This window comes from Arthrobacter flavus (assembly GCF_039526005.1).
Classification (GTDB): domain Bacteria; phylum Actinomycetota; class Actinomycetes; order Actinomycetales; family Micrococcaceae; genus Arthrobacter_D; species Arthrobacter_D flavus.
Map to the genome: position 1 here is coordinate 38992 of NZ_BAAAIJ010000013.1, position 16892 is coordinate 55883.

The 16892-nt window shown below is 66.5% G+C and carries 15 protein-coding genes; 10 read left to right on the forward strand and 5 right to left on the reverse strand.

Annotation, left to right across the window (positions count from 1 at the left end):
- Positions 1-13 precede the first annotated feature (13 nt).
- The 9 genes from ABD059_RS05075 to ABD059_RS05115 all read left to right on the forward strand — a co-directional run bounded on the left by ABD059_RS05075 (position 14) and on the right by ABD059_RS05115 (position 9099).
- Entirely contained in the window at positions 14-1081 is a 1068-nt protein-coding gene (locus tag ABD059_RS05075; protein WP_343878238.1) for a LacI family DNA-binding transcriptional regulator, read from the forward strand.
- 206 nt (positions 1082-1287) lie between these two features.
- Positions 1288-1875: a TasA family protein gene (locus tag ABD059_RS05080; protein WP_343878240.1), complete on the forward strand. Its 588-nt coding sequence runs from the start codon at positions 1288-1290 to the stop codon at positions 1873-1875.
- A 92-nt stretch (positions 1876-1967) separates the two neighbouring features.
- On the forward strand, positions 1968-2549 hold the full coding sequence (locus tag ABD059_RS05085) for a signal peptidase I (RefSeq protein ID WP_343878242.1): 582 nt from the start codon (positions 1968-1970) through the stop codon (positions 2547-2549).
- A gap of 195 nt (positions 2550-2744) precedes the next feature.
- Positions 2745-4532 carry an Ig-like domain-containing protein gene (locus ABD059_RS05090; RefSeq protein WP_343878244.1) on the forward strand — a complete coding sequence of 596 codons (1788 nt, stop codon included), beginning with the start codon at positions 2745-2747 and terminating at the stop codon, positions 4530-4532.
- On the forward strand, positions 4532-4936 hold the full coding sequence (locus ABD059_RS05095; protein ID WP_343878246.1) for a hypothetical protein: 405 nt from the start codon (positions 4532-4534) through the stop codon (positions 4934-4936). Before ABD059_RS05090 ends, ABD059_RS05095 begins: the two co-directional genes overlap by 1 nt.
- A 1-nt stretch (position 4937) precedes the next feature.
- Positions 4938-5639, forward strand: a complete 702-nt coding sequence (locus ABD059_RS05100) for a response regulator transcription factor (protein WP_343878248.1) — start codon at positions 4938-4940, stop codon at positions 5637-5639.
- Positions 5639-6889 carry a sensor histidine kinase gene (locus ABD059_RS05105; RefSeq protein ID WP_343878250.1) on the forward strand — a complete coding sequence of 417 codons (1251 nt, stop codon included), beginning with the start codon at positions 5639-5641 and terminating at the stop codon, positions 6887-6889. Before ABD059_RS05100 ends, ABD059_RS05105 begins: the two co-directional genes overlap by 1 nt.
- A 189-nt stretch (positions 6890-7078) precedes the next feature.
- Entirely contained in the window at positions 7079-8296 is a 1218-nt protein-coding gene (locus tag ABD059_RS05110) for an NRAMP family divalent metal transporter (RefSeq protein WP_343878252.1), read from the forward strand.
- Positions 8287-9099, forward strand: coding sequence for a putative hydro-lyase (locus tag ABD059_RS05115; protein ID WP_343878254.1), 813 nt, complete (start codon positions 8287-8289; stop codon positions 9097-9099). The genes ABD059_RS05110 and ABD059_RS05115 overlap by 10 nt, the downstream gene beginning before the upstream one ends.
- Here ABD059_RS05115 and ABD059_RS05120 read toward each other — a convergent pair.
- Genes ABD059_RS05120 through ABD059_RS05135 form a run of 4 tightly spaced genes read right to left on the reverse strand, consistent with a single transcriptional unit; the run spans position 9096 to position 14053 of the window.
- Positions 9096-9812 (reverse strand): GntR family transcriptional regulator, encoded by a 717-nt coding sequence (locus tag ABD059_RS05120; protein ID WP_343878256.1) that lies wholly within the window; start codon positions 9810-9812, stop codon positions 9096-9098. The genes ABD059_RS05115 and ABD059_RS05120 overlap by 4 nt on opposite strands.
- Before the next feature lie 31 nt (positions 9813-9843).
- Positions 9844-11601 (reverse strand): acetyl/propionyl/methylcrotonyl-CoA carboxylase subunit alpha, encoded by a 1758-nt coding sequence (locus ABD059_RS05125; RefSeq protein ID WP_343878258.1) that lies wholly within the window; start codon positions 11599-11601, stop codon positions 9844-9846.
- Positions 11602-11612: 11 nt separating this feature from the next.
- Positions 11613-13298 (reverse strand): 5-oxoprolinase subunit B/C family protein, encoded by a 1686-nt coding sequence (locus ABD059_RS05130; protein WP_343878260.1) that lies wholly within the window; start codon positions 13296-13298, stop codon positions 11613-11615.
- Positions 13295-14053, reverse strand: coding sequence for a LamB/YcsF family protein (locus ABD059_RS05135; RefSeq protein WP_343878262.1), 759 nt, complete (start codon positions 14051-14053; stop codon positions 13295-13297). The genes ABD059_RS05130 and ABD059_RS05135 overlap by 4 nt, the downstream gene beginning before the upstream one ends.
- 156 nt (positions 14054-14209) lie before the next feature.
- Here ABD059_RS05135 and ABD059_RS05140 point away from each other — a divergent pair, with 156 nt between their 5' ends.
- Entirely contained in the window at positions 14210-15523 is a 1314-nt protein-coding gene (locus tag ABD059_RS05140; protein WP_343878264.1) for an MFS transporter, read from the forward strand.
- Here ABD059_RS05140 and ABD059_RS05145 read toward each other — a convergent pair.
- Positions 15472-16854: an HNH endonuclease gene (locus ABD059_RS05145; RefSeq protein ID WP_343878266.1), complete on the reverse strand. Its 1383-nt coding sequence runs from the start codon at positions 16852-16854 to the stop codon at positions 15472-15474. The two genes, ABD059_RS05140 and ABD059_RS05145, sit on opposite strands and share 52 nt — an antisense overlap.
- Between the last annotated feature and the right edge of the window lie 38 nt (positions 16855-16892).

Below are 16892 nucleotides of genomic sequence, written 5' to 3' on the forward strand. Positions count from 1 at the left end.
GAGGATAGATCGCTTGGCAGAGAAGAAGAACGACGACGGCAGGCCGGCCTCTGCATGGTCAAAGGTCACCATGTCCGACGTCGCACGGGAAGCCAACGTGTCGACGGCGACGGTGTCCCGGTTTCTCGACGGGATGGTGCCGGTCCTGGAACCCACCCGGGCCAAGGTGATGGACGCCATCAAGAAGACCGGGTACATCCGCAACGAGGCAGCGACGCGGCTGGCGCGCGGCACCTCAGACACCGTCGGACTGCTGATCCGCGACCCGAACAACCCGTACTACGGCATCCTGCACTCCGAGCTGCAGCTGGGCGCGGCCGAACACAAGCTTCACCTGCTGACGGTGGCGTCCCCTCCGGGGTTCAACCCGCAGACGGAAAGTTTCGGGCTGCGCCGGCTGCTGGAGCAGCGGGTCGGTGGGATCCTGGTCGCCACCGGCACCATTGCCCCCGACGAGCTGTCTGCGTTTGTCCGCGACGTTCCGACGGTCGTCCTGGGTCGGCCGGAGGAACATCCCACCCTGAACACCGTGTCGCTCGACGAGGAAGCCAATGCCAAGCTCATTGTCGACGCCGTCCTTGCGTGTGGGCATCGGGATATCGTCGTCACCTTCCCCCAGACCAACCACTCGGGGCTGCTCATCGAGCATCTGCGTGGCACCTGGCTGACGCGCCATCTGAGGGATGGTGGCGCCAACGTGATTACCGTCGACACCCCGTCCCTGTCTCCGGCGGACCTGGAAGCCACTCACCGGCAGGTGGTCGGTCTGGTGCGGGAGAGGAGGGTGTCGGCAGCGCTCTTCACGTCCGACATGAAGCTGCTGGGTTTCCTCAAGGCCGCACAGGAAGCTGGCGTCCGGGTCCCCGAGGATGTCTCAGCGACAGGCTTCGACGGGTTGCTTCCCGGCACCGAGCTGTTGGGTCTCGCCACCGTGCGGTTGCCGGTGGAGGCGCTGGCCAGGCGCGGGATGGAGATCATTCACGAGGAGATGGTCAGTGACGGCACACTGCCGGTCCGCCATGAGTCACTGGTCGGATCGTTCCTGCCCGGACGCACGCTGGCATCACGGCTTCCCCAATAGCGTGGATGGGCGGTTCTTGGGGGGATCGCCCATCCCACACCTCTAAACGAGGTTGCAACCTCCCTGTTGCTTTCGGTGCGGTCTGACGCGTGACTGTTCCCTACTGGTGGAACTTCTGAGCAGTTCCCGTTGCCCGTCTGTTCCCGGGCGCTGAATAACGTTGAGGACATAAGAAACCGCAGCGTTACCCAGTCTCAGGAGCACCCATGAACACCGCCGCCATCGAAGCCCAGCCAGTATCCCGCCGTCGTCGTAGCGCAGAGAAGAAGTCCTTCTCCCGCAGCCGCCGCCTGCTGCTGCCGATCGCTGCGCTGTTCGCCGCAACCGCTCTGGTTGCGGGCTCGGGTGCCGACTTCGTGTCCACCAGCGTCAACACCTCCAATGCCTACACCACGGGAACGCTGACCCAGAGCAACTCGAAGGCCAACGCCGCCGTCTTCAACCTGAGCAACGTCAAGCCCGGTGACACCCTCAACGGCGCGGTCACCATCACCAACACCGGTTCATTGGCCTCCACCTTCACCCTGAAGGAAGCAGCGACCAACGGCTTCACCACAAAGGCCAACCTCAAGCTCGTCGTCACCCAGCAGGGCGTCACCGCACCCGTGTTCTCCGGCACCTTCGGTGAGCTCGGAACGGCCAGCCTGGGCACCTTCGCTCCCGGCGAAGCCCGCACCTTCACCTTCAGCACCAACCTCGCCCAGACCGCAGGTAACGAGGAGCAGGGCAAAACCGCCACCGCTACCTACACCTGGGACGCCGTCCAGGCCGCTGCGACTGCCACCAACCAGTAACACCCCAGAACCGGGTGCGGGGCCGAGCGTATTGACCGGCTCCGCACCCAGGCAGCACCACCAGATGATGGACCAGCCAGAGAGGCACCACGATGAGCAAGACTTCAACCCGGCGTAGCACACCGCTCCGCAAGGTCGGCCGGCTGGCCACCACCCTGGCAGCGATCGCCACCTTTGCGCTCGCGGCTGTGGTGCTCCTGCCGGGGCTGCTGGGGTTCGAACGGTACGTCATCACCGGGGGGTCGATGTCAGGGACGTTCGAGCGCGGATCAATTGTCATGGCCGAGGTGGTACCGGTGGCCGACCTGGCGGTGGGCGACATCATCACCTACATGCCGCCGTCGGACTCCGGGATCAATGAACTGGTCACCCACCGCATCGAATCCATCACCGACTCCGGGACGGGCCCGGTCTTTCGGACCCGCGGGGACGCGAACTCGGCCTCGGACTCGTGGACGTTCCAGCTCTCGGCCCCCACCCAGGCGCGTGTCGATGTGGCTGTGCCGCAGATCGGGTGGGCGTTCATCGCCCTGGCGGACAAGGATCTGCGGATGCTCATCATTGGCGTGCCGGCCGCACTGATTGCCCTGATGAGCGTGGTCGAAGCGACCCGGGTACTGAGCGAACCCCGGAAATCGACCGTCCAGCCCATGCCTGTGGCGGTCGCCGGCTAGAGCTGGCCCAGATCAAAGAGTGCTCTCCCACCGTTCGGGGAGGGCACTCTTTTGGTTAAGCGGGCCTTCTTTAACCGGGCTTGCCCCGCGGTCTGTTACCCAATTGTGGAAGTGATACTGCCCCCCTGTTACATCCCTGTTGACAGCGGTTTTCTACAGTTGAAGGGAAGACGAAACGCCTACCGGAAGCTGGCCATGAAAGCACGCACACTGATCGCCCTGCTGGCGCTCATTGTTGCGTTCGTGGCCGTGGAGACCTCCGCCTTCTCCACCGCCGCCTTCACCTCCGGCACCACCAACACCGGCACGGTCCGCGCCGCGGCGGACTGGACCCCACCGACCGTCAGCATGGTGAACCCGGGGTCCCCCCTCAAAGGCGCCGTGACCGTCACCGCTAACGCGGCCGACGCCGAGACCGGGGTCTCCTCCGTCGCCATCCAGCACCTCGCCCCCGGCACCAGCTCCTGGGTCACTATCTGCACTGACAGCACCGCGCCCTACTCCTGCTCCTGGGACACCACGCTGCGGGCGGACGGCGCCTACAGCCTCCGGGCGATCGCCACCGACAAGGCGGATTACACGACGACGTCGGCCGCAGTGACCACGACCGTCACCAACACAATTGTCGTCAGCCTCTCCGATCCCGGGGAAGCCGTCCGCGGCTCAGTCCCGCTGAGCGTGTCGCTGGGCAACGCCGGCACCACGAGCTACGCCGTCCGCATCGAATACGCTGTAGCCGATTCGGGCAGCTGGAAGACGCTGTGCTCCGCGGCGTCCTGCACCTGGAACACCACCGGCTTCGCCAACGACTTCTACGACCTGCGTGCCGCGGCCACAGCGAACGGTTCCACCACCTTCTCGGAGGTTGTTGAAGGGGTCCTGGTCGATAACCTGGCCCCTACCGTCACGCTGGCCGACCCCGGATCGCCGCTGAGCGGTGTGCGCACCTTCGCCGCTACAGCGACTGACGCCCACTCCGGTGTCGACGAGGTGGCCATCCAGTACGCGGCCAACGGCAGCTCCGTCTGGACCACCCTGTGCTCTGTGGCCGAACCCTTCTCCTGCCGGTACGACACCACCAGCATCTCGGACGGGACCTACAGCTTCCGGGCGGTGGCCACCGACAACGCCGGCAACACGAGGACCTCCGCCACGGTCGCAAATCGGGTAATCAACAACGTTGTCGCCTCCGTTTCGCTCGACGACCCGGCGGCAGTGATCAGCGGTTCGGTGCCGCTGACCGCCAACGCGGCATCCACCGCTGGAGTCGCCTCGGTCCGCATCCAGGTGGCACCTGCCGGAACCACCGCGTGGGCCACCGTCTGCACCGTCAATGCAGCGCCGTTCACCTGCGCCTGGAACAGCGCCGCCGTGGCTGATGGTCTCTACGACTTCCGTGCCGTCATGGTTGACCGCGCCTTGAGGGAAACTATTTCGGCAACGGTGACCGCCCGTCGCGTGGACAACACCCCGCTGCGGGGCCTGGACATCCAGGCCGTCAATGGCGCGAGCACCCCGGGCCGCATGGAAGCCGGCGACACCCTGACCTTCACCTGCAACGACCGCGTCAATCCGAGCTCTATCGTCTCGGGCTGGAACGGCTCCGCATTGGGGGTCACCCTGCGGGCCCGCGGTGGCGGCTTCCTGGGGATGGGCACCAGCGGCACCACAGCTGACGTCCTCCGTAATGGTGCTGCGGTCAACCTGGGATCGGTGAACCTGCGGCAGAACTACGTCCGCTCGCTGGGCACTTCCTCCTTCGCGGCCACCATGACAGCAACAACGGTGACCATCAACGGGGTCCCCAGTACGGTGGTCACCGTCACCCTCGGCGCCGTGGCCAGCGGCAGCAGCAACCTCCGCACCGTCACCACGGCCGGCTCGATGATCTGGACGCCGAGCAGTACAGTCACCGACCTGGCCGGCGTCCGCACCTCGACGGCCCCGATCACCGAGTCCGGCACGCTGGACCGGGAGTTCTAGTGTCGGCCCTGTTCCGTGCGCCGGTGGTGACAGTGGTGGCCCTGCTCCTCGGTACAGCGCAGGCAATCGCTGGTGCCCTGTACTTGCAGGACGTACCGTATCTGTCGTTGTTGCTGTTCCTGGCCGCACTCTTCTGCCTGCTGGGCAGTGCGAAACTTTGGCGTGACAACTGCTTCGAGTCACGGTTCGGGCTGGCGATCGTCGCCGTATCAACCATCGCCGGGCACGTTCTCTCGCTCACCGTTGGGCTGCCGGGGAGCGAGCTTCAACCCTGGTCCGGCGTGAACGCTATCCTTAGCATCGCGTCGCTCGCGCTCGCTGTAGTGCTGCTCTTTCTCCTGTTGCCACATCTGTTCTCCGGCGAAGCTCCCGAGCCTCCGCCGACTGATTTGTATAGTGGTTGACATGGGGAACAATATTTTGCTGGTCGAAGACGATGACGGTATCGCCCTGCCGCTCCTCCGCACGTTTGAACGGGAGGGCTACGCGGTCACCCGGGTCGCCGAAGGGCTCGAAGGTGTCCGCCAAGCCAGCGAGGACCAGTTTGACCTGATTGTGCTGGATCTGGGCCTTCCCGACATCGACGGACTCGAGGTCTGCCGCAAGGTGCGCGACGACGGCTACGCCAACGGGATTCTCATCCTGACCGCGCGTGGCGGCGAGATCGACCGGGTAGTGGGGCTCGACGTCGGCGCCGATGACTACATGGCGAAACCCTTCGGCCTCGCGGAGCTGCTGGCGCGCACCCGCGCCCTGCTCCGGCGGACCGCCCCGGCAAACCAGCCCACGCCGTCGTCCGTGCCCGACGACGACGCCGCGCCAGCTTTCCTGGTCGACCTCCAGTCCCGCCGGGCGTTCTCCAACGGCAAGGAAATGCCGCTGACCGTCAAGGAATTCGACGTGCTGGCGACGCTCGACGGCTCCAGGGGCGCCGTCATCACTCGTGAACAGCTGATGGACGAGGTCTGGGATCAGAACTGGTTCGGCTCCACCAAGACCCTTGACGTGACCATCGGCCGGCTCCGCCAGAAGCTCGACGACTCCGGCGGCGACGTCCAGGTGGTCACCGTTCGAGGGGTCGGATTCCGGCTGGAGACGGTGAGCTAGTGCGGGAGCGACTCATTGCCGCCTTCGTGGGGCTCGCCGTCGTCGTCGTCGCGCTCTACGGGATCCCGCGCGCCTACATTGTGGCCGACCAGGCGTTCTACTCTGAACAGCGCAAGATCGAACGCTCCGTCGCCCTCCTGGCCGCGCTGCTGCCCGATGCGGCGGTCAACGGACACCTCACTGAGGAGTACCTCGGCGAGCTGATCCAGGCGGGGGAGCGGATCGAGGTCCGGGACGCTGACGACGTTGTTCTCGCGGCGGCCGGTCCGCTACTGACCGGTCACTCCGACGACATCAGTGTGACCCGCGAGCTCGACGACGGCTCGATCGTCACGCTGGAACGCTCGGGTCTCACGGTGGCCGCCAGCGTCGCTGATGCGGTGACGCCCGTGGTGATTCTCGGCGTTGGGCTGGTCCTGTTCTCAGCGCTCGCCGGGTTCGCCCTGGCGCGGTTGCTGTCGCGTCCGTTCCAGGAGCTTGCCGACACGGCAGGGCAGCTGGGCAACGGCAAGTTCGATCTGGAGGAGAAGCACTATTCGGTGCCCGAGGCCAGGGAGATCAGCGTCGCGTTGCATTCCAGTTCCGCTGCTCTGTCCGAACTCGTGCAGCGTGAACGCGAGTTTGCGGCGAATGCTTCCCATCAGCTGCGCACGCCGATCACGGCACTGCGGCTGGAGCTGGAAGACCTGACCCTGTGGAAGGAGACTCCGCCCGCCGTCACTGAGCAGCTGACGCACTCGCTGAAGGAGATCGATCGGCTCTCCACAGCGGTGAGCGAGCTACTCGAGCTGGCCCGCGGACAACGCCTCAGCGATGCCCGTGAGGTGGACCTGGGCCTGATTGCCACCAAGGCTGCTGCTCGTTGGGAGCGTCAGATCACGGCGGACGGGCGGGACATCTTCACTCTGGGTGGCCCACTGCCCGCGGTCATCAACCCGGGTCCGGTGCACCAGATCCTTGACGTCCTGATCGAGAACTCGATCGCCCACGGCGCTGGCACCATCCGGGTGGTGCTCGCGGACGCTGGTACCCACCTCAGTCTGACCGTGAGCGACGACGGCGCCCGCCCGGTGCGGACCAACATCTTCACCCGCCGGGTGACCCAGGGGGCCGGGGAGGGAATCGGCTTGGCTGTTGCCTCGGAGCTCGCCGAGGCGATCGGTGGCCATCTGGTCCTCGGGGCTGAGGAGCGGACGACGTTCAACCTGATGCTGCCGAAGCGGGAGCTGGTCAGCGCCTGGCCTCGCTAGCTCCCCCCTTGAAGAGGGAAGCATCGGCCGGGTTCGCAGTGTTGTTTTCGCCGCGCCCTCGAACTCTTCGCAGCGGCAGGGTAACAATTAAATTGTTGAACAATACCTTGCGCAGATTGTTCAACAACCTGTAGGGTCGTCTCCAATACAAAATGTGACTCCAGTCACCTTACGTAACGGACGGCCCCCATGGCAGACACCCAGAACAAACCCAAGTTGAGCTCTTCAGCTCGGCGTACCGCGCTGCTGGGAGCCATGTTCCTCATGGCGACCAGCGCCATCGGTCCGGGCTTCATCACCCAGACGACAGTCTTCACGGTGCAGATCGGCGCCGCGTTCGCGTTCGCGATCCTGGCGTCGATCCTCATCGACATTGCCGTGCAGATGAACGTCTGGCGCGTCATCGGCGTTTCAGGGCTCCGAGCCCACGAACTCGGCAACAAGGTGCTTCCCGGCGTCGGCTGGTTTCTGGCCGGGCTGGTCTTCATCGGCGGTGTGGTCTTCAACATCGGTAACATCGCCGGCACCGGGTTGGGCGCCAACGCGATGCTCGGCGTCGATCCGAAGATCGGTGGCGCCATTTCGGCGGTCATCGCCATTCTGATCTTCGTCAGTAAAAAGGCCGGCATGGCCCTGGACCGCATCGTGGTGCTGCTCGGCGCCGTCATGATCCTCCTGATGATCTACGTGGCCATTGTTGCGGCGCCTCCGGTCGGTGAAGCGCTCAAGAACGCGATCCTGCCCGAGCAGATCGACTTCCTCATCATCACCACCCTCGTCGGCGGCACCGTTGGCGGTTACATCACCTACGCCGGTGCCCACCGGATGCTTGATTCAGGCGTCACGGGTCCCGACAACGTGGGGGAGATCGCCCGCAGCTCGGTCCTGGGCATTATTGTCACCGGCGTCATGCGGGTGCTGCTGTTCCTGGCCATCTTCGGCGTCGTCGCCGGCGGTGCTGTGCTGACCAGCGACAACCTGGCCGCTGAAGCCTTCGGTGTTGCAGCGGGCGAAATCGGTATGCGGATGTTCGGTGTGGTCCTCTGGGCCGCTGCGATCACCTCAGTCATCGGTGCAGCGTTCACCTCGGTCTCCTTCATCACGACCTCGAAAACCCCCCAGCGGAAGCGGAACCTCATCACGGTCGCCTTCATCGCCGGCTGTGCCATCGCCTATGTCTCCCTCGGTCAGGCGCCCCAGGAGCTGCTGATCTTCGCTGGTGCGTTCAACGGCCTGATCCTGCCAGTCGGGTTCGGCGTCCTGCTCTGGGTGGCCTGGCGCCGCCGAGACCTGCTGCACGGGTACGTTTACCCCAAGTGGCTGCTGATCGTCGGCGTCATCACCTGGTTCCTCACCCTGTTCCTCGGCTACACCTCAATCATTGGGCTGTCCCAGCTATGGGGCTGAGTAACGGGCTGAACGCCCTGCCGGCCGACCCGGCGGCGATGCTGCCAGCCGACGCCCGGGCCGCGTTCCGCGCCGGACTGGTGAGCCCGACGTCGGGCTGGTCCCGCGGCTACGCACAGGTGAACATGTTGGCGATCCCTCGGGAGCAGGCCTTCGATCTGCTGCTCTTCGCCCAGCGCAACCCCAAACCGTGCCCCATCCTCGGGGTGCTGGAGCCGGGTGAAACCACCGGGCCGCTGCTGGCCGGCGGCGATATCCGCACCGACATCCCCCAATACACCGTTTATCACGACGGCGTCCTGGTGGACGAGCCCACCGACATCACCGCCCACTGGCGCGATGATCTGGTGACGTTCCTGTTCGGCTGCTCGTTCACCTTCGAGACCGCGCTGCAGGACGGCGGCGTCCGGATTGCGCACATCGACCAGGGCGTGAACGTGCCGATGTACCGGACGAACCGGGAGGCGGCCCCAGCTGGTGCCATGTCCGGGCCGCTGGTAGTGTCCATGCGCCCGGTTCCGGCAGCCCAGGTGGCCGACGCCGTCCGGATCACCTCCCGCTATCCCGCCGTGCACGGAGCGCCCGTGCACGTGGGGAATCCGGCGGAGCTGGGAGTCGATGTGGGCTCGCCGGATTTCGGCGATCCGGTGCAGATCCCCGAGGGGCACCTTCCGGTGTTCTGGGCCTGCGGGGTCACCCCGCAGGCGGCGGTGATGCAGTCACGGCCGCCGCTGGCGATCGGCCACGCCCCGGGACACATGCTCATCACCGACGCCCGGGACAGCGATTACCTGGTGCCCTAGGACGCTTCGTCCGCGAGATGGCCCAGCAGCTCGGCCTCGGCCGCGTTGAGATAGGTGCGTAGCCCTGCGGCGGCTTCCTCACGCTGGCCGGCCCGCAGACGTTCGACGAGCTGCACGTTGCGGTCCACGTAGTGGCTGTGGAAGTCGGGGGCCGAGGCCATTGCGTGGAACACCAGCCGCATCTCCGCGAGGACCCGGTCCATCAGCGTGCGCAGCGATGCGCTGCCGGTCAGACCGACGACGGCGCTGTGCAGCGCCTGGTTGGCGTCGGCCATCTCCGGGACCGATCCGGCGTCGCGCGCCGCCTGGGCCCGCTCCACGATGGCTTCCATGTTCTCCAGGACCTCTGGGGTCACCTCGCCCCACAGGACGGCGGCGGGCTCGATCATCCGGCGGACGCGGTAAATCTCGCGTACCTCCTCGGCTCCCGGGGATGCCACGAAGACGCCGCGATTGGGGATCCGCGTGACAATCGACTCGCCGGCCAGCGTGGAGAACGCTTCACGGAGGGTATTGCGGGAAACGCCGAGCGCCGTCGACAACGACTGCTCCGACAACTTGGATCCCGGCGTCAGCTCACCGGCTGCGATCCGACCCCGCAGAACGGTGGCAATCCACGCCGCCGTGTGCGCGTGCTCGGCGGATCCTGAACCGGTCTCCGATCCCCATCCTGTTGTCCCCTTAGCCAGCTCCGTGGCTGCTTCGATAGCCATTGTTTTCCCCCACCCTTGTCACCAACAGATGTTAGCCGACCATACTCAGAACGTTCCCCAGGACTTCTCCGCGCGCGACGACGCCACCCGGCTCCTGCCCGCCGCGCTGGAATGTGCCGGCTGAGCTGGAGAGCACCTCGGTCTCCATTTTCATGGCCTCCACGACGGCGACGGGCTGGCCTGCGGCCACCTCGGCGCCGTCGTCGGCCAGCCACTTCACCAGGGTGCCGCCCATTGAGGCGGTGACTGCGCCGTCGTCGTTCGCTGTGGCCTCGGCGGACTGGGTGGCGGGGCTTCCGGCAGCGTTGCCGCCACCGTTCATTAGTGCTGCGAAGATCTCGGCGGGAAGCCCCAGCTGGACCGCTTTGCCGTCAAGGTCCACGGTGAGGGTCTCCCGGCGGGCGAGGGGGCTGGTGGTGCCGCTCGACAGGGCGGCGTCCAGCCGTTCAGCGAAGGCATTCTCGATCCACGTGGTGTAGACGCCGAGTCGTTCCGGGTTGGTGAAGTCGGGGTCCCGGACCACTGCACGGTGGAAGGGGATCACCGTGGGAAGGCCTTCGATGCGCAGCTCGTCGAGGGCGGCGCGGGCCCGGCGGAGAGCCTGGGGCCGGTCTTCGCCGTGGACGATGAGCTTGGCCATCAGCGAGTCGTACTCGGCCGGGACGGAGGAGCCGGAGCGTACCCCGGTGTCGACGCGGATACCCGCACCGGTGGGCGCCTCGAATACGTCGATCGGCCCGGGGGAAGGCAGGAACCCGCGGCCGGCGTCCTCGGCGTTGAGCCGGAACTCGATGGCGTGGCCCTGCGGCGCCGGATCCTCGGTGATGCTGACGGGCAGGCCGGCGGCGATCCGGAACTGTTCGCGGACCAGGTCAATGCCCGACGTCGCCTCGGTCACTGGGTGCTCCACCTGCAGGCGGGTGTTGACCTCCAGGAAGGAGATCACGCCGTCAGGCGCCACCAGATACTCGACGGTGCCGGCGCTGGTGTACCCGGCTTCGCGGCAGATGGCGCGGGCCGATTCGTGGATGCGGGTGCGCTGGTCAGCGGTCAGGAACGGCGCAGGCGCCTCCTCGACCAGCTTCTGGTTGCGGCGCTGGAGCGAGCAGTCGCGGGTGCCGACGACGACGACGTTGCCGTGCGTATCGGCGAGCACCTGCGCTTCGACGTGTCGCGGCTTGTCGAGGAACCGTTCGGCGAAGCACTCGCCGCGTCCGAACGCGACGGTGGCTTCGCGGACCGCCGATTCGAACGCGTCGTCGATGTCTTCCATCCGGTGCGCGATCCGCATCCCGCGGCCGCCGCCGCCGTAGGCCGCCTTGATGGCGACGGGGACGCCGAACTCCTCGGCGAAGGCTCGGACTTCTTCGGCGTTGGCGACCGGTCCGTCGGAGCCGGGGACCAGCGGGGCGCCGACTTTGACCGCGATCTCCCGGGCGGTGACCTTGTTGCCCAGGCTGCGGATGGCATCGGGTGACGGGCCGATCCAGATCAGTCCGGCGTCCTGCACAGCGTCGGCGAAGTCGGCGTTCTCGGAGAGGAAGCCGTAGCCGGGGTGCACGGCGTCGGCGCCAGCCCGCTTCGCGATGGCGAGGATCTTGTCCATGTTGAGGTACGTGTCGGCGCTGGCCGATCCGTCGAGGGCATAGGCCTCGTCGCTGAGACGGACGTGGAGGGCGTCGGCGTCGGGCTCGGAGTACACGGCCACCGACGTCAGCTCCGCGTCGGTGCAGGCGCGGGCGATGCGGACGGCAATTTCCCCGCGGTTGGCGATCAGGACCTTTTTCATGGCTGCTACTTTCACGAGCTTCGGGTGGTGATCGGGGTCTGTGTCTTGGTCAGTGGTTGCAGCGTCTCCGGGTCCATGGCCTCGAACCGCAGCGATGTTCCGGGCGCCAGCTGGGCAGCGATCGGCAGGTCATCGGGGACGACGACGCCGATCACCGGATACCCGCCGGTCACCGGATGATCGGCCAGGAACAGCACGGGCAGCCCCGAGGGCGGCACCTGCAGCGATCCGGCGACGACTCCTTCGCTGGGGAGTTCATCGGCGGTGAGGCGTTCGAGCGGCTCTGCGGGTTCGTGGTTCTCGGTGTCGTGCTTCTCGCCCGTGGCGAGCCGGACCCCGATCCGGTTCGATTCGGCGGTCACGGTCCAGATCTGGCTGGTGATGGCGCTCTGGGATTCGTCAGTGAACCAGTCGTGGCGGGGGCCGCCGGTGATCCGCAAAATCACCGGCGTTCCCGCACCCTTCCGAACGGCGTCCGGAAGGGTCGAAGGTTCAGCAGCGCCGACCGTGCGGCCCTGGTCGATGGCTCCAATCGGCAGATCCACCCCGGCCGCGAGGGGGTCCGGCCCGATTCCCGACATCACATCGGTAGACCGGCTGCCCAGCACCTCGGGCACGTCGATGCCGCCGCGGATGGCCAGGTAGGTGCGTAGCCCGGCGTCGGGCTGGTCGAGGGTGAGGGTTTCGCCGTCGTGCAGGGCGAACGGTGAACACATCGGTGCCGTGCGGGTGCTGTCGCCGCCGGCGTCGTTGGTGGTGCTGATCTCGGCGGGTGTGATGGCTCCCGTCAGGGCCAGCGTCAGTTCGCCGTGGGCCCGGACGGTGAGGCCGCCGAGGATAGTTTCGATCACCGCGTCGCCCGGTGTGTTGCCGACCAGCCGGTTGGCTTGGCGGGCGCTTGCGGTATCGGCGGCGCCGGCTTTGGAGACGCCGACGTCGCCGAGACCGGGTCGGCCCAAATCCTGGATCAGTGACTGCGGTCCGGGAGCGACAACCTCCAACGAATGGCCGGTGACCTCAGGCGTGTCCGTCGGCGTACTGGCGCCAGTTTCTGGGTCTGACACCGTGACCGAATCCCGCACGGCCACATACTGCACGGCGGTGCCCGGGCGGAGCAGTGCCGGTTGGTCCCGCTCCAGATCCCACAGCCGGGACGCGGTCCGTCCGATCAGCTGCCAACCGCCGGGGGAGCGCCGCGGATAGACGGCCGAGAAGTTGCCGGCCAGCGCCACCGCTCCGGCGGGGACGGCGGTGCGTGGTGAGGTGCGGCGGGGAACGGTGAGCGTCTCGTTCTCGCCGACCAGGTACGCGAATCCGGGGGCAAAGCCGCCAAACGCAGCCGTCCACAGTTGGCCGGTGTGTGCGGCGATGACACCGTCGGGGTCGAGTCCGGTGAGGCGGCCCACTTCGGCGAGGTCGTCGCCGTCGTACACCACCTCGATCCGCACCGGATCGCCCACCGGTGCCGCGTCAGTGGCCGGGGACGTGTCCAGTTGTGCGACGGCGGTCCGGGCTGCACGGGCGCTGGCGCCGGAGTCGAAGACGGCGAGCACGGTCTGGGCGGCGGCCAGGACTTCGACCTGTCCCCGCAGTGGGTGCCGCTGCAGGTGGGCGTGCACCGCGAGCACAGATTCGAGGGATTCGAGCTGGATCAGGAGGGCGCGGGGCCCGGCCCAGCGAACCTCTGGAGGGGTCACACGAAGCTCCGGATGTCGATGCCAGCGGCTTCGAGGTCGCGGCGGACGGCGGCGGACATGGATACCGCGCCGGTGGTGTCGCCGTGGAGGCAGATGCTTTCGGCGGTGGTCTTCAGGGTTGAGCCGTCGCGGGCGATGATGACCCCTTCGGTGGCGAGGCGGACCATGTTGGCGGCGACCTCGTTCTCGTCGTGGAGGACGGCTCCGGGTTCGCGGCGCGAAACCAGGGTGCCATCGGGGTTGTAGGCGCGGTCGGCGAAGGCTTCGGCCACACCGCGGAGACCTGCCTTCTCTGCCGAGTCGAGGGCTACCGATCCGGGGAGGAGCAGCAGCGGGAGGTCGCCGCCGAACGCTTTGACGGCGTCGACCACTGCCTGGGCCTGCACCTCGTGGGTGACGATGGCGTTGTAGAGGGCGCCGTGGGGTTTGACGTATTTAATGGTGCCGCCTGCGGCCCGGGAAATCGCGTCGAGGGCGCCGATTTGGTAGAGCACGTCGTCGGCTAGTTCGGTCGGGGAGAGGTCGAGGAAGCGGCGGCCGAATCCGGCCAGATCCCGATAACCGACGTGGGCGCCGATGGTGACGCCAGCTTCGACGGCGTCCCGGCAGGTCTGCGCGATGGTGGAGGGGTCTCCGGCATGGAAGCCGCATGCGACGTTGGCGCTGGAGACGGAGCGGAAGATGGCGGAGTCGTCGCCCATGGTCCAGTTTCCGAATGATTCGCCGACGTCGCTGTTGAGGTCGATGTACACCATTGTGATCCTCGTCTCTCCTGAGTGGTCTCTCTAGGATGCACGACTTTGGCGGATTGTTCAACAATTTCTCGTGGGAGACTTTTGTGCAGCAATGCGTGCGCCTTTCAAACACATCCCCTCCACACACCCCTAGCCGGTTCCCGCTACGCTCTTCCCATGACTAGCAGCCACCCACCGAAGCGAGCGTTCGCCGAGCCATCTGCGTCGACATCGACGGCGACGGTCGACGTCGTCGCCGTCCAGCGGCGTACCGTCTGGGTGCTGATTGCCGGGCAGATCCTCGGCGGAATCGGGATCGGGTGCACCGTTTCGATCGGTGCGGTGATGGCCGCCAACATTTCCGGATCGGACGCGCTGTCCGGGACCGCTACGACGTTGAGCACCCTGGGCGCAGCGGCGAGTGCCATTCCACTGGCGCGGCTTGCGCAGCGGCTGGGCCGACGTCGGGCGCTGACCACAGGTGCGCTTCTTGCGGCAATGGGATCCGTGGTGGCGATTGTTGCCGCGTGGTGGAGTTCGTTCCCTCTACTGTTGCTAGCTTTCGCCTTTCTCGGCGTGGGCACCGCGGTGAATCTTCAAGCCCGGTTTGCGGCGACCGATCTGGCGAGCCCGCAGCATCGGGGGCGGGACCTCTCCCTGGTGGTCTGGTTCACCACGATCGGCGCGGTACTGGGGCCGAACCTGATCGGGCCGGGTGAAGCGATCGCGTCGACGCTGCAGATGCCGTCGCTCACGGGGTCCTTCCTGATCGCTGTGGTTGCCCAGTTGGCCGCAGCGACGGTCTACCTGGTGGCCTTACGGCCCGACCCATTTCTTTTGAGCAAGTCCAATGCTCCCGAGCCTGCCAGCGAGGCGGCTCCCGGCGCCATTCATGGGCGGGGCCCGTTGGTGTTTGCCATTGGCTCCATCGCGATCAGCCACGCGGTGATGGTGTCGGTGATGTCCATGACGCCGGTGCACCTCATCAATCACGGTGTCACGCTGACCATTATTGGGCTGACCATCAGCCTGCACATTGCCGGGATGTTTGCGCTGTCGCCGGTGTTCGGGTGGCTCAGTGACAGGGTGGGCCGGGTGACGACCATTCTCATTGGCCAAGGCCTGTTCGCGGTGTCGCTGCCGATCGTTGCGTTGGGCGAGGACGATCCGGTCCTGGTGACCGTGGGACTGGTATTCCTCGGGCTGGGATGGAGTGCGGCCACTGTCGCGGGATCAGCTCTGGTGGCGGATTTGGCGACCGGTGCTGCTCGCCCGAAGATTCAGGGCCGGACCGACCTCGTCATGAACCTTGCTGGCGCTGCGGGAGGAGCGGCGTCAGGCGTCGCACTGGTGTTGATTGGCTATGCCGGGCTGGCCTGGGCCGCCGGTGTGCTGGTGCTGGTGGTCGTGGCGGGATCAGCTGTTTCCCGGGCGGGCCATCAAGTGTCAACGGAATCGGTTCCAGGTAAGGGTGGTGCGGTCGAATCGTAAAAATGGCCGGTTGGGGTGCTGATCCGGAGCGAGTGTCTACGTCCGGAGCGCGGGTGAGCTTTCCAGCCGCTGACTTCTTTCGTGTGGTTGCACGCTTCGCAGAGTCCGGCGCCGTTGGTGATCGTGGTTGGTCCGCGTCGGTGCCAGGGGATGATGTGATCGACGTGGCGGATGGGTGCGTCGCAGTAGGGCATCCGGCAGGTGTCATCGCGAGCGACAATGAACCGCTTCTGTGCCTTGGTGAAGAGCCGGGCCTTCGAATCCATGGCGACGAGTTCCCTGGTGGCGGGCGCGGTGTAGAGGCGTCGCAGCCACACATCATAGGCGTGGCGTTTGGTGGCCGGTGCTGAGTTCTCGGATGGGTCAGGGTGGATGAGGTCTCTTGCCCAGGAGGAGGGGACGATGCCGTAGCCGGGGATCCTGGCTGGTTCGCTGTCGCCTTGGAAGAGGGCGCGGTCGGTCATGATCACTTGCAGTTCGACCCTGGTGATGCCTCCCGGGACTCCGGTGGTGCGTTCGACGAGGGTGTCTGCCATGAGTTGGCCTCGGGATCGGGTGTCCCCGGAGGCCCGTGCGCCGTCGGCAATTCTGGTGAGTGCTGCGTAGGCGGCGACAGCGTTCTTCACCGGCAGTAGGGCGCTGAGGTAGGCCATGGTGTCCGGTGCTGGGCGGATGCTGACGAATCGTTCGTTGGCCGCGTGGGCGGCGCGGTTGACCACCGACCGCGGGTCTCGGCGGTATGCGGCAGCCTTGACTGCGGCGGTGATGGTTTTGTCCCCGCAGCCGGTGAAGGTCCCGGTGTCGGGGCTGAGTTCTTCATCCACGGCGGTCCGGTCGGCGCTGGAGAGGCATGCTGTCTCTTTCACCAACAGGGTGGCCCGCCACTCATTGAGCTGGCCGGTGTGCAGGGCAGCTAACGTGTGGGGCATTTCCGTGACCAGGGCCCGAGCCAACCCCAGGAGCCGGCTGCCGCGGGAGGGGGATTCACGCCGGGCCAACGCGATCTGGGCGCCGACACTCTTGCCTTGCTCCGCGGTGGGCACCCCGGCTTGGGCTTGGTGCTGGCGTTCAGAGCGGTCGAAGGCGACAGTGATCTGGGCTTGGACCCCGGCGATGGCGGATTTGAGGTCTTCCAGGCCGCGGAGCTGATCGATCATCCCGGCCGAGGATGTGGCGGGCTGTAGTGCCGTGAGGGCGGCGAGCAAAGCACGCGTACCAGCATCAGCACTACGGCTATCCGAGGTACAGCCTGGGCCGGAAGGGCCGCGCGGAGCCGTTCCAGAGAAGGGAAATTCCTTCTCAGTCAACGATGAAGCCCTGCTGCCGTCCATACCTCCATTGTCCCAAACCCACCCCGACAGCCCGGAGA

What these genes read in the sequence shown, in the direction of transcription:
- ABD059_RS05135 (WP_343878262.1), bottom strand. Translation starts at nt 14,053, where the DNA reads ATGGTGTACATCGACCTCAACAGCGACGTCGGCGAATCATTCGGAAAC.
- ABD059_RS05080 (WP_343878240.1), top strand. Translation starts at nt 1,288, where the DNA reads ATGAACACCGCCGCCATCGAAGCCCAGCCAGTATCCCGCCGTCGTCGT.
- ABD059_RS05100 (WP_343878248.1), top strand. Translation starts at nt 4,938, where the DNA reads ATGGGGAACAATATTTTGCTGGTCGAAGACGATGACGGTATCGCCCTG.
- ABD059_RS05085 (WP_343878242.1), top strand. Translation starts at nt 1,968, where the DNA reads ATGAGCAAGACTTCAACCCGGCGTAGCACACCGCTCCGCAAGGTCGGC.
- ABD059_RS05115 (WP_343878254.1), top strand. Translation starts at nt 8,287, where the DNA reads ATGGGGCTGAGTAACGGGCTGAACGCCCTGCCGGCCGACCCGGCGGCG.
- ABD059_RS05145 (WP_343878266.1), bottom strand. Translation starts at nt 16,854, where the DNA reads ATGGACGGCAGCAGGGCTTCATCGTTGACTGAGAAGGAATTTCCCTTC.
- ABD059_RS05140 (WP_343878264.1), top strand. Translation starts at nt 14,210, where the DNA reads ATGACTAGCAGCCACCCACCGAAGCGAGCGTTCGCCGAGCCATCTGCG.
- ABD059_RS05110 (WP_343878252.1), top strand. Translation starts at nt 7,079, where the DNA reads ATGGCAGACACCCAGAACAAACCCAAGTTGAGCTCTTCAGCTCGGCGT.
- ABD059_RS05125 (WP_343878258.1), bottom strand. Translation starts at nt 11,601, where the DNA reads ATGAAAAAGGTCCTGATCGCCAACCGCGGGGAAATTGCCGTCCGCATC.
- ABD059_RS05090 (WP_343878244.1), top strand. Translation starts at nt 2,745, where the DNA reads ATGAAAGCACGCACACTGATCGCCCTGCTGGCGCTCATTGTTGCGTTC.
- ABD059_RS05120 (WP_343878256.1), bottom strand. Translation starts at nt 9,812, where the DNA reads ATGGCTATCGAAGCAGCCACGGAGCTGGCTAAGGGGACAACAGGATGG.